Here is a 13,056-nt window from a genome sequence, read left to right on the forward strand (position 1 = left end):
TTAACTCTCCAACCCACTTGGGTAATTAGTTTGCCAGCGCCATGTGTCGTTTGTCATGTCGCTAAGTGTTAGTTCTGCGTGCCAGTTAAGTGTGTTTTGCGCTTTTGTGGCATCGGCGTAGTTACAGGCAATATCACCTGCTCGGCGCGGCGCAATCTTATACGGAATATCTTTATTGGCTGATGCGCTAAATGCGTTGATCATATCAAGCACAGAATAACCTTGCCCTGTGCCTAAGTTGTAAGCATGAAAGGCGGTATCTGTTTTATGCTGCATAAATGCCGCAACATGACCTTTAGCTAAATCTAAAACATGAATATAGTCGCGCACGCCTGTGCCATCTTCGGTGTCGTAGTCGTCACCAAAAATATTAACCACGTCACGTTTGCCTACTGCAGTTTGAGCAATAAATGGCATTAAGTTATTAGGAATACCATTAGGGCTTTCACCTAATAAACCACTTGGGTGTGCACCTACTGGGTTAAAGTAACGAAGCGCAATCCCCATAAATTGACTGTTGGCATTACATACGTCTTGCATGGCTTGTTCAACCATGACTTTAGTCCAACCATAAGGGTTAGTTGCGCGTATAGGATGCTTTTCGTCAATAGGGAGGTAGTCTGGCTCACCGTACACAGTAGCCGATGAGCTAAATATAATATGGTTAACGCCTTCATCTTGCATGTTTTGTAGCATGCTTAATGTGCCCGACACATTATTTTGATAATAACGCAGTGGTTGCTCAGTTGATTCGCCAACGGCTTTTAAAGCCGCAAAGTGAAAAACAGCTTCGGCTTTAGTATGTTTTAGAGCGAGCTTAAATTGTTGCTCGTCTTGAATGTCACCCAATATAAACTCAAACCGAGTACCAGTAATCTTTTCGAGTTGGTCAAGTACCCGCGCACTTGCATTAGATAAGTTATCATAAATAACAGGCGTAATACCTGCTTCATGCAATGCAATACATGTGTGGCTACCTATGTAACCCATGCCGCCAGTAACTAAAACTTTCATGTTATTTCTCGAAAAGTGTATTTATATGATAAATACTACTATTAAGGGGGTTTAAAAACAATAGTTATGATTGCTGGGTAATTCAAATAAAAGCATAAAAAACATTCAGCTTAAACACTTACCTGCCTTTTAAAGGAATGCTTTTATATTGACTAACATAGACTTAGCTTTATCAATTGATTAGATAAACTGATTCGATTATTGACCTAATTATCAGCGGTAGGGAGGCTGCTAATATAGCGAAAACAAAGTTAGGAGAGAGCAACATAAATAAAACAGTTTTACTTACCGGTGCTACCGATAGCACTGGCTAGGAACGCAAAGATGTTATTAACCCAAGCAGTGTATTTATGAAACCTGTGGGTGGCTTTGTAAAGTTTTAGAGAAAATAGCCATTGTTGATCTAAAGAGCTCACCTCATCAGTGAGCTCTTTTTTTAGTGGCATTACTGCTCTTGCTGCAAGCGCTCGTATAGCCAATCTTTTAATTCCGTACGTTCGTGTTTTAGCTGATGCATTTGCTCGTCGCTTATGGGGGCATCTTTGAGCTCTAACACTCTAATTTCTTTATCTAGCTTGTCGTACTTATCTGCTTTTTTTGCAAATTCAGTATCGCTTTCATTTAACTCGGCAATGGTCTTTAAGTACTCTGGAAAGTCATTAGTTAATGAGTGGTCTTCGCCTAACATATTCGCTCCTTAATAGGATATAAATGAGCTCACAAGTAAGTGAGTTGTATAAGTGAATTACTGCCTTTCATATAATACACTGGGGCTTACATAGATATAATTCAACCATTGAGCCGCTAATTTGATGTAGCGCAAACAATCTGTTTATTTTGCTCAGTAAGGTATTTCACTAAAGTATTTAATAGAGCGATCAATAAACGCATGTACTTTAGAGGTCAATAATTTATTGTTGGGGTATACAGCCTAAATAGGAGTATTAACTACTCGTAAAAAGCTTAGGGTTCGATATTATTGCTCAAGCTGCAAGGAATCTCTGGCTAGAGAAAATAAATTTAAATATCACCGTGATTCAATACGTTAATAAATCTCTTAACCAGAGTTCAGGTTAAGTAAACCAATACCCGCTAAAGGCTTTTATGCATTTTAGCTAAAAGAGTTAATTTTTAACGCTTTTTGCTAATTTATGTTGGTTAATTAATAGTGGTAGAATGCAGCGCTTAGTACCACTTGTGTGAAGTAAGTGGTCAATAATTTATAAGGTTTGTTGTGTAATGCTGTTAATGATCGATAACTACGACTCGTTTACTTACAACTTAGTGCAATATTTTCAGCGTTTAGATCAAGACGTTTTAGTGAAACGTAATGACGAGCTAAGCATTGCACAAATAAAGCAGTTGAACCCGAAACACATCGTGTTATCGCCAGGGCCATGCACCCCTAACGAAGCGGGTATTTCACTAAATGTTGTTGAGCAACTAAAAGGGCAATATCCTATTTTAGGAATTTGCTTGGGGCATCAAACTATTGCACAAGCTTTAGGTGGAGATGTAATTCGTGCTAAAAAAGTAATGCACGGTAAAACATCACCCATAGTTCACACTAATAAAGGGGTGTTTAAAGGTTTAGCTAACCCGTTAACAGTATGTCGTTATCATTCTTTAGTGGTTAAAGCACAAACTTTGCCTAAAGAACTTGAAGTAACCGCATGGACTCAGACTGAGCAAGGTGAGTTTGACGAAATTATGGGGTTACTTCATAAAGAACTAGCAATCGAAGGTGTGCAGTTTCACCCCGAAGCTATTCTAACTGATCAAGGCTTAGAACTGCTTGATAACTTTTTAACTCGCTTCTAATGTTATAATACACAGAGCATTTAATACTTTATTAATGGATGTCATGACTGAACTTGTAGCCCAGCAGCGTACTGCCAAAATACTAAACCAACGGGCTCATGACTTATTGCTTGGGCACAGCTTTGCGCATCAGCAAATTGGTTTCATCCATACATTAGATATAGATTACGGCGAACCCATGAAGCAACGCACTTTGCTTCAGGTTGAAGTGGCCGCACAGAATAAACGCCAGCAAAGCAGTACTGCACATCATAAGTACCGCGCTCAAGCGAGTGAGCAACTACACAAAACAATTGAAACAGCTATATATAAGCAGCTCGAAGATATAGATAGTGTAATTCACAGTACTATAGGCATTGAAGATGGCATTGCCAATATACTCGATATATTAGCTGTAAAGTCGGCATCAGTAGGGCGTTTAGAGCCACTAGTTAATGATATAAGCTGGTTGGGTAGAGAGTTAGTAACGCTTGTTAATTTACCTTACTATCGTAATCAGCGTAGTAAAAACACGTCTGTAAAAGTAGATAAACCATCGCTTGCCCTTCGTTATATTGGCCTTGATAACTTACAGCTAGTTATTCCTACATTTGCTGCGCGTCATTGGATGCCACATAGCACCGAACCATTTTCATTATTAAAACGCCGGCTACGCGACAGCGCGATGGCAAACGCGATTGCTGCGCAAAAAATTGCACAAATTAATAATGTGAATGACGTACATGCATTTACCCTTGGAATGCTTTTAGATGTAGGGCGAATTGCATTAGTGCGCTTGTACTTAAAAACGTTTGAGAAAGTATGGCAACGCAAAGTGCAGTTAGCCCGAAATGAAAACCAAAAAGATTTACACACCGCATTATTAGAGCTACAGCCCGACCCGCTATTTTTAACCACTCTACTTAGCAATAAGTCGATAGAAGTAAGCGCCAAAGTAATAGACAAAATGGCTTTTAAATATTTACCGTTTAAAGGTGTAATGCAGCAGCTAGTAAATGGGGTAGATAAGGGCGATACATTACTGCCATTAACAGAAGTAATGCTAAAGGCACGTTGCTACTCTCAATATCTTAATTTAAAAGAGCATCAACTTATTGAGCCTGATGAAACTCTAAGCTGGTTTTCGTACTTTAAGTTCACTAAAACGGAACTAAAAACCCTCCAATCGAGTAATTTTACCAATTTAGCTATTCAAATTGACTAAAAATCTGAATTTTTTGTTAATTTTTTTGCGACTAACCATTCATTCTCACTCTATTGTTATATTGCATATTTGCCGATTAAAGCGTGCTTGCCTCTGCGCTCATGCGGTTAGTTGTCTAAAACCAAGTATGAATGGCTATGCAAATAGTTATTCACTATCTATGAAATAATATCTTTAGCCCTTTATTTTCAAGGGATACATGAAAGTTTTTAACGAGACAGATATAAGTAATTCTGAAATAATGTGCGTCTGAAAATTGAACCACAAAGCAATTTTGCGCAATTATCAGGTTACTGATCTTGCCTATAAAGTTGGTTACAAATATTAACCAAACACCTATTTTGATGTTTTGTGTTGCTCACAATTAAGAGGAAATAAAATGACAGTCAATCGCGAATTATTTGATCACGTAATGGTTCCTAACTACGCACCTTCAAGCGTAATTCCTGTTCGAGGCGAAGGTTCTCGCGTATGGGATCAAGAAGGTCGAGAGTTTATCGACTTTGCTGGTGGTATTGCAGTTAACTGTCTTGGCCATTGCCACCCTGCATTAGTAGGCGCATTAAAAGAGCAAGGCGAAAAAATCTGGCATCTATCAAATGTAATGACCAATGAGCCGGCACTTCGCCTAGCTAAAAAAATGGTTGATGCTACATTTGCTGAAAAAGTTTATTTTGCCAACTCAGGCGCAGAAGCAAACGAAGCAGCGCTTAAGTTAGCGCGTCGTTTTGCACTTGATAAGTTTGGCGCAGAAAAATCACAAATCATCGCGTTCAACAAAGGTTTCCACGGTCGTACATTCTTTACCGTAACTGTTGGCGGCCAAGCTGCATATTCAGATGGTTTTGGTCCTAAGCCTGGCGACATTGTACATTGTGATTACAATGACCTAGCTGCTTTTGAAGCGCTAATCAGCGACAAAACATGTGCCGTAATGATGGAACCTCTTCAAGGTGAAGGCGGTATTGTTTCACCAACTGACGAGTTTGCTCAAGGCGTTCGCGATTTATGTACTAAGCATAACGCACTGCTTATTTTTGATGAAGTACAAACAGGTGTTGGTCGTACTGGCGATTTATACGCATACCAAGGCTTAAACATAGTACCTGATATTTTAACTTCAGCTAAAGCACTTGGCGGCGGTTTCCCTATTGGCGCTATGATCACAACAACTGAAATTGCACAGCATCTTAAAGTAGGTACTCATGGTTCTACTTATGGCGGCAACCCGCTTGCGTGTGCTGTTGCAGAAGCTGCATTTGATACAGTAAATACGCCAGAAGTACTTGCTGGCGTAAAAGCTAAAGCAGCATTATTTAATGAACTACTTACTGCGGTTAACGAAAAATATAACGTATTTAGCGAAATCCGTGGCCAAGGTTTATTAATTGGTGCAGTAGTGAACGAGCAATATAAAGGTCGTGCAAAAGAGTTTTTAGTGGCAGGTACTGAGCAAGGCCTTATGTCATTAGTTGCTGGTGCAGACGTAATACGTTTCACTCCATCTTTAGTAATTCCTGATGCGGACATTCGCGAAGGTATGGCACGCTTTGAAAAAGCAGTAGCAAGCGTAGTAAACGTATAAGCGACTTAAGCCAACCAATAAAGGGCAAGCACTGCTTGCCCTGCAATTCCTATTTACCGTTATTTATAAGGGAGCAAGCGGACTCATGATGATCCTTCGCCCAATCCAGCAAAATGATTATTCAGCATTACTGAAAATTGCCCATGAATCAGGGCATGGTTTTACGTCTTTGCCATTAAACGAAGAACTATTGCAAAAAAAGATCGACCATTCAGTAAGCTCTTTTGCTAAACAAACGTCACAACCTGGTGACGAAGGCTACCTGTTTGTTCTTGAAGATAGCGAAACCGGTGAAGTTGTAGGGACATCTGCAATTGAAGCTGCGGTAGGGCTTGATGATGCATTTTATCATTATCACTTAAGTAAAGTGATTCACTCTTCGCGCACATTAGGCGTATACAAAGCGGTTGATATTCTAACGCTATGTAACGACTACACAGGTGCTACAGAGCTTTGCACATTGTTTTTAAAAGATGGTTATCGTAAAAATTGTAACGGTAAGCTACTTTCAAAAGCGCGCTTTATGTTTATAAAACAGCATCAAGAGCGTTTTGCGCAAACAGTGATTGCAGAAATGCGCGGTGTGTCTGACGAAAACGGCAGCAGCCCTTTTTGGCAGTGGCTTGAAGAGCACTTTTTCTCTATGGATTTTCCAACAGCCGATTACCTAACAGGTATTGGCCAAAAGGTTTTCATTGCTGAACTAATGCCTAAATACCCAATTTACGTAAACTTGCTAAGTAAAGATGCGCAAGCCGTAATTGGTAAAGTACACGACAACACTCGCCCAGCAATCGAGTTATTAAAAAGCGAAGGCTTTACGTTTAATGGCTACGTAGATATTTTTGACGGTGGCCCAACGGTTGAAGCAAAAGTAGATAACATTGCGACTATTCGTAATGCAAATCACTTTAACGTTGAAATTGGCGAAATGACTGGCGACACTATGGTGTTACTAGCTAACGAAAAGCTTGAAGGTTTCAGAGCAACCGTTGCACCAATGACATTTGACGAGCGCGCAAAAAGCCTTATTTTATCGCAAGAAATAGCAGATGCACTGCATTTGCAAACTGGCGATATTGTTAGTGCAACCACGATTTAATTTAGGAGAAAGTATATGACTCATCCTGCACAATTTATAAATGGTCAATGGTCACAAGGCCAAGGCACAGAATTTAATTCAGTAAACCCTGCAAATAACGACGTTATTTGGCAGGCTTCATCGGCAACTGCGACGCAAGTAGACACCGCAGTAAATGCAGCGCGCGAAGCGTTTTATGCATGGGCTGATAAAAGCTTTACTGAGCGTTTAGAAATAATTAAAGCATTTGCAGCGCAATTAAAAGAAAACAGCGAAGAGCTCGCTATTACTATTGCACAAGAAACAGGTAAGCCACTGTGGGAAACTCGCACAGAAGCGGGTGCTATGGTTGGTAAAATTGCCATTTCTGAAAAAGCATTTTTAGAGCGCACTGGCGACGTAGAAAACGCAATGCCACTTGGCCGTGCGATGATTCGTCATAAGCCACATGGTGTTGTAGCCGTATTTGGTCCGTATAACTTTCCGGGTCACTTACCTAATGGCCACATTGTGCCAGCGCTTTTAGCAGGTAACACGGTTGTGTTTAAACCGTCTGAACTTACTCCTAAAGTAGCTGAGCTTACGCTTAAACTGTGGGAAAAAGCAGGTTTACCAGCAGGTGTCATTAACCTTGTACAAGGTGAAGTAGAAACGGGTAAAGCCCTTGCTGCCCACAAAGGTATTGATGGCTTGTTCTTTACGGGTTCTTCGCGTACTGGTCATATTTTACATGAACAGTTTGCGGGTCAACCGGGTAAAATTTTAGCGCTAGAAATGGGTGGTAATAATCCACTTATTATTACTGACGTTGAAGATACTAAAGCGGTTGTTCACGATATTATTCAATCAGCGTTTATCTCAAGCGGCCAGCGTTGTACATGTGCACGTAAATTGTTTTTACCTAAAGGTAGCAAAGGCGATGCAATTTTAGAGCGCCTTATCACTGCAACTAAAGCGATTAAAGTAGGCAACTACGATGATGCAGACCAGCCATTTATGGGCTCTATGATCTCATCAGCTGCAGCTGCAGGCATGGTTAAAGCGCAAAAAGAGCTTGTTGAGCTTGGTGGTGAAGTATTAGTAGAACTTGAGCACACAGCTAATACTGGCTTTGTAACACCAGGTATTATTGAGTGTACAAATATTAGTGACTTCCCAGATGAAGAGCATTTTGGACCACTTTTAAAAGTATTCCGCTTTGACGACTTTGACCAAGCCATTGATAAAGCAAACGATACAACCTTTGGTTTATCGGCTGGTTTATTAAGTGACAGTGCAGCAGATTACGACCATTTCTTACGTCGTATTCGTGCAGGTATTGTTAACTGGAATCGCCCAATTACTGGCGCATCAAGCGCAGCACCGTTTGGTGGTATTGGCGCATCGGGCAACCACAGAGCAAGTGCGTATTACGCAGCTGATTACTGTGCATACCCAGTTGCTTCGGTAGAGCTTGAAAAAGTAGCTATGCCAGCAACACTAAGCCCAGGCTTAAAAATAGATTAAGTAGTAATACTACTTAATTATTATAAAAGCAGCTTCGGCTGCTTTTTTTGTATTGCTAACGCGCAAAGCTAGCAATCAACAGCGCTTTCTGCTTAAATCAAAAATAATTAATTATACAAAGGTGGTACAAAAATGGTTTTAGATAGGCAAGGGTACGATGATTTGATCATGTATCTAACTCAAAATTTAGCATTGTTTGAGAAGCCAGGCGAAATAAAACCAGGTGCCCCAACAGTAATGGAATTAATCGAAGACGTTATTGCACAAAATGTGATGCTTATTTGCGAGCAGCACACAAACCTCAACACAGAGCAGCGTAGTCAAATTGTACGCGAAGTTGATGGCATTGTTTACGATTTAGAAGAAGTCCTCAGCAGCATCACCTCACAGCCTGTCACGGTTGAACAGCATGCCTTTATAGATGAATTTGCAGGTTTAGTAAAAAACCTCTTTGATAGCGCTTTAACACAACAATCTTAGCCATTTTATAGCCCTGCGTTGCATTTTCATTTGCAACTACGGCTAACTTGCTTACAATCAAGAAAATATTTTTTTGAGATATAAAAATGCAAGCAAATGTAAAATGGGTTGAAGGCGATACGTTTATTGGTCGTTCTAATTCTAACCACAATGTTGTGTTTGATGGCGGCAGCGATAGTGCAGCACCAAGCCCAATGGAAATGGTTTTAATGTCTGTCGGCTGTTGTTCATCAGTTGATGTGGTTAGTATTTTAAAAAAAGCCAAACAAGATTTTTCAGATGTACAAGTACAACTAAGTGCAGAGCGCGCCGAAACAGCCCCACGTGTGTTTACCAAAATCAACTTACACTTTGTTGTTAAAGGCAATAATGTGTCTGAAAAGCACCTTGCACGCGCCGTTTCACTCTCTGCTGAAAAGTATTGCTCAGTTGCATTAATGCTTGATAAAACAGTAGAAATTACGCATAGCCACGAAGTTGTGCAAGATCAAGCAAAATAACGCTTTTTCCACGAGGGAAATTCGTATAAAATCCGCGAACTTTTCATTCTGCAGGTGCAGAACCCACTAATTTATAGGTTGGTTTATTATGAACAAACCCTTCGATAAACTTAAACTTCATGGCTTTAACAATTTAACCAAAAGTTTAAGCTTTAGTATTTATGATATTTGTTACGCAAAGACCGAGCAACAACGTAAAGAATATATTGAATATATCGATGAGCAGTACAGTGCAGATAGACTAACCGACATTTTAGGTGAAGTTGTTGATATTATTGGTGCTAATATTTTAAATGTAGCGCGCCAAGATTATGAACCGCAAGGCGCAAGTGTAACTATTTTGGTTTCAGAAGAACCAGTAGAAGAGCAGCAAAATTACGATGCTGACGAAGCACCAGGCCCATTACCTGATTCAGTTGTTGCGCATCTAGATAAAAGCCACATTTGTGTACACACATACCCAGAAGCTCACCCTGATGATGGTATTTGTACATTCCGTGCTGATATTGAAGTGTCTACTTGTGGCATTATTTCGCCACTTAAAGCGTTAAACTTCTTAATTCATAGCCTTGAATCAGACGTAGTAACAATTGACTACCGCGTTCGTGGTTTTACCCGCGACATAAACGGTGTTAAGCACTACATTGATCATGCTATTAGCTCGATTCAAAACTTCATGACAGAAGATACAAAAGAAGCGTACCAAATGATGGACGTGAACGTGTATCAAGAAAACCTGTTCCATACCAAAATGATGTTAAAAGAAACCGATCTAAACACGTATTTATTCGGCCTTTCTACGGCAGATTTATCAGAGGGCGAAGAAGACGAAATTCGCTCAAAGCTGACCCGTGAAATGCAAGAAATATTCTATGGCCGTAACCTGCCAGATACAGAATAATAGCAACGAATTAAATTAAAAATGGCGCTCAGTGAGCGCCATTTTTTTTGCTTTATTTTACAAGCAATAATTGTGTTTGTCGGCCATTTAAATACCAGACACCGCTTTTATCAAAAATAGCATCTTCCTCTAGCATTATTCTTATTTCTTTATTCCACTGTTTTATAAACACAGCATTGTTAAGCTCAATTGAGTAAGCCGTATTTAAATGCAGCGGATAGTCACCATCTCCCGGTACACCTTGCTGAGAATCCCACATACCTAATGTAGTGCCAGCAGCGTGGCCATGATAGCCAAGAGGATGGGTATAAATAGTGGGCTTTAATCCCTGCTCAATAGCGGCTTTTCGTGCTGCAGCTAAAACCTCATTACCGGTTTTACCTACCGCAAATTGACTGGTAAATATGTCTTGTAGTTTATTACCGCTTTTTAGTGCTTCAACTAAGTAACTAGGCGCACTCGTTTCGTTTTCTTTGAGCACATACGCATGCTGCTGCGTGTCGGTATTTAAGCGTAAATAAGTAATCCCAAAATCTACATGAAGCAAGTCACCGGCTTGTATAACGTTATCATCGTAGCCATTGGTAAAGCTTTCTTCATGATCGAACGACTTCGCATCGGCGCGCTGAATAGCAATACTTGGGTGAAACCATGTTTGTAGTTTTAGCTCTTTTACGCGCTCTCTAAACCACCATACCAAGTCATCGCTAGTTGTTTCACCAACCGTAATTGTTTTACCCGAAAACCCCTCTGCAATAATATGATGGGCAATAGCCACAATATGTTTATACATTTTAACTTCTTCAGGAATGCGTTGCTCTAACCAGGCAACAGCAAGCGGCTCGGCAGAAATTATTTTATTGTGATAAGTGGCGGGCAAGTTAGCCATTAATGTTTTGTAATCGCCTAGCACAAGGCCATCGGCATGTGCCCAGTCGGTAGAAGTATTAAGCGCAATGTTGCGAGGTTTGTATTGCTCAATAAGTGTATTGAGTGCTGCCCACTGGCTTGGTTGTGTTTGTTTATCCCACCCTTTTTTAAATACGTTACCTATTTTATAAGGCGCAATAGCGTAAGCATCAACACCACCTTGTTTATTAAGTGCAAATAGCAAAATAGTGGTGCGTCTGGCTGAAAGCCATGTTGCAGGCAGCATTGTTTTTAATATTGGATCTTCGTTATATTCACGACTTATAAGTAGCCACATATCAGTGTTGTGCTGCTTCATTAATGAGGGCATTAAGGTATTAACTCTAAGCTCAGTTATTTTATCTATAAACGCAGCGCGCTCTTTCATCGATAAAATAGTGGGAGCGTCATCAGCTTTAACAAAGAGGCTTAAAACAAGCGTAGTTAGCAAGCTTACATAAAGTAGGAGTTGTTTAGTAAAGTGCATAATTGTTTTATTTTTAGGCTAGTTAATTTATAACATGCCTGAAGAGCGACTATAAAAAAACAATTTGAGATAAACCGCACACAAAAAAGCCCAGCTAAAAAGTAGCCGGGCTTTTGTATAAACAGTTTTATTACTTAAGCATACTGTATAAAAGTGCAAATACAGCAAGTGAGCCAACCGCTAATATAAATAGCGTGCTTAAACGGTTGCGGTACTTATGAAGTGCAGGCACTTTATAAACTGCAATCATTGGCATAATGAATAAAATCATCGCAATGATAGGGCCCGATAACTGATCCATCATGTCTAAAATACTTGGGTTTTTAACAGCACAAAACCAAATAGCTAAAAACATGATTAACACACCAATTTTATCGGTAACGCCAGCACTTAAGCCTGTTTGTTTAGTTACTAAACCTGTAAAGCTTTCGCGTGCACCTAAAAAATGACCCAAAAACGACGATGTAATAGCAATAAAGGCAACAAGTGGCCCAAGTGTGGCAATAAACGAGTTATCAGTAATATTAGCAAGGTAGGATAAAACCGATACGTTAGCCGCTTTAGCCGCTGCCATTTGCTCGCCTGTAAGCGACAGCACGCAAGAGAACACAAATAACAGTACAAAGGTAATAAGTAGCAAGCTAGTGCGCTTTAAAATCGCCTCAGACTTACGTGTAGCTTGTTCGCCGTAATGACCGCGTTGCACATTTACAAAGCTTGAGATAGCCGCTGCGTGGCTAAACGAAAACACAATAATAGGAATCGATAACCACAACGTTTTACCAAAGCTGCCTATTTCAGGCACCGTCATATCTGGCATTTGCCAGCTAGGGATTAAATAAAGTGATAAAAAGAACAATATGCCCACAAGCGGATACACTAAAATAGCAAAGGCACGTAGCATTAAGCGCTCGCCGCCCATCATTAAGCTAATCATACCTGCAACTAATACACCCGAAAGTAGCACGCGAGAAGGTGATTCCATCCCCATTTGATTAACCATAAAACTATCAACGGTATTGGTTAAACCTACACCGTAAATAAGCAAAATTGGGAATATAGATAAAAAGTACAACAAGGAAATTAACCGGCCTGCAGTCACACCAAAATGCTCTTCAACTACATCGGTAAAATCGGCATCTTTATTTTTTGATGAAAGTACAAAGCGCGCTAATCCACGGTGCGCAAAAAAGGTCATTGGGAACGCTAAACACGCCATAATAATTAACGGCCAAAAACCGCCAATACCAATGTTAATAGGTAAAAATAAAATACCCGCACCAACGGCGGTACCAAATAAACTTAATGTCCACTGCGTATCGTGCAGGTTCCATTTAGTTTTTGTATTTGAATTTGTGTGTGTGTTTGGTGATGCATTTGAAAGCGTTGCATCTTGAGATGTTGTCATGTGTGTGTGCTCATCCATTATTTAAATAATAACTGCGCCGAAGGGTATAGTTTTTAGAGACATTTTTCATGTTTTGAAGAGATTTTTAGACTAATTAATTAGACTCAATTGGAGGGTAAGTGTCATGAATACGAAACAGTGGTGTAAAAGTGAGCAAAAG

At 40.0% G+C, this 13,056-nt stretch carries 12 protein-coding genes; 8 read left to right on the forward strand and 4 right to left on the reverse strand.

The genetic code is table 11. The features are described 5' to 3' along the window. Nucleotides 1–1,014, reverse strand: coding sequence for a UDP-glucose 4-epimerase GalE (galE, locus tag CXF76_RS19595; RefSeq protein WP_101164424.1), 1,014 nt, complete (start codon nucleotides 1,012–1,014; stop codon nucleotides 1–3). 445 nt (nucleotides 1,015–1,459) lie between these two features. Beyond that, nucleotides 1,460–1,702: a YdcH family protein gene (locus CXF76_RS19600; RefSeq protein ID WP_007580070.1), complete on the reverse strand. Its 243-nt coding sequence runs from the start codon at nucleotides 1,700–1,702 to the stop codon at nucleotides 1,460–1,462. 551 nt (nucleotides 1,703–2,253) lie between these two features. On the opposite strand from CXF76_RS19600, the gene CXF76_RS19605 reads away from it, so the two are divergent. From CXF76_RS19605 to speD, 8 genes are all read left to right on the forward strand, one after another. Next, complete coding sequence (locus tag CXF76_RS19605; RefSeq protein WP_101164425.1) at nucleotides 2,254–2,835, forward strand: anthranilate synthase component II; 582 nt, start codon at nucleotides 2,254–2,256, stop codon at nucleotides 2,833–2,835. 43 nt (nucleotides 2,836–2,878) lie between these two features. Next, complete coding sequence (locus CXF76_RS19610) at nucleotides 2,879–4,039, forward strand: HDOD domain-containing protein (protein ID WP_101164426.1); 1,161 nt, start codon at nucleotides 2,879–2,881, stop codon at nucleotides 4,037–4,039. A 379-nt stretch (nucleotides 4,040–4,418) separates the two neighbouring features. Then, complete coding sequence (locus CXF76_RS19615) at nucleotides 4,419–5,624, forward strand: aspartate aminotransferase family protein (protein WP_101164427.1); 1,206 nt, start codon at nucleotides 4,419–4,421, stop codon at nucleotides 5,622–5,624. 85 nt (nucleotides 5,625–5,709) lie between these two features. Then, a complete protein-coding gene (gene astA / locus CXF76_RS19620; protein ID WP_024589579.1) occupies nucleotides 5,710–6,726 on the forward strand; it encodes an arginine N-succinyltransferase in 1,017 nt (338 codons plus the stop codon). A 15-nt stretch (nucleotides 6,727–6,741) separates the two neighbouring features. Continuing rightward, nucleotides 6,742–8,211 carry a succinylglutamate-semialdehyde dehydrogenase gene (gene astD, locus CXF76_RS19625; RefSeq protein ID WP_024589580.1) on the forward strand — a complete coding sequence of 490 codons (1,470 nt, stop codon included), beginning with the start codon at nucleotides 6,742–6,744 and terminating at the stop codon, nucleotides 8,209–8,211. 132 nt (nucleotides 8,212–8,343) lie between these two features. Beyond that, nucleotides 8,344–8,691: a DUF3802 family protein gene (locus tag CXF76_RS19630; protein WP_007580087.1), complete on the forward strand. Its 348-nt coding sequence runs from the start codon at nucleotides 8,344–8,346 to the stop codon at nucleotides 8,689–8,691. A gap of 86 nt (nucleotides 8,692–8,777) precedes the next feature. After that, nucleotides 8,778–9,191 (forward strand): OsmC family protein, encoded by a 414-nt coding sequence (locus CXF76_RS19635; RefSeq protein ID WP_002958863.1) that lies wholly within the window; start codon nucleotides 8,778–8,780, stop codon nucleotides 9,189–9,191. Nucleotides 9,192–9,279: 88 nt separating this feature from the next. After that, complete coding sequence (gene speD / locus CXF76_RS19640) at nucleotides 9,280–10,092, forward strand: adenosylmethionine decarboxylase (protein WP_007376266.1); 813 nt, start codon at nucleotides 9,280–9,282, stop codon at nucleotides 10,090–10,092. A gap of 52 nt (nucleotides 10,093–10,144) precedes the next feature. On the opposite strand, the gene CXF76_RS19645 is transcribed toward speD, so the two are convergent. Both CXF76_RS19645 and CXF76_RS19650 read right to left on the reverse strand, forming a co-directional pair. Beyond that, complete coding sequence (locus CXF76_RS19645) at nucleotides 10,145–11,488, reverse strand: M24 family metallopeptidase (RefSeq protein WP_101164428.1); 1,344 nt, start codon at nucleotides 11,486–11,488, stop codon at nucleotides 10,145–10,147. A gap of 130 nt (nucleotides 11,489–11,618) precedes the next feature. After that, on the reverse strand, nucleotides 11,619–12,896 hold the full coding sequence (locus CXF76_RS19650; RefSeq protein ID WP_101164429.1) for an aromatic amino acid transport family protein: 1,278 nt from the start codon (nucleotides 12,894–12,896) through the stop codon (nucleotides 11,619–11,621). Between the last annotated feature and the right edge of the window lie 160 nt (nucleotides 12,897–13,056).

The organism is Pseudoalteromonas sp. 78C3 (assembly GCF_002836695.1).
In the GTDB taxonomy this organism is placed as follows: Bacteria; Pseudomonadota; Gammaproteobacteria; order Enterobacterales; family Alteromonadaceae; genus Pseudoalteromonas; species Pseudoalteromonas arctica.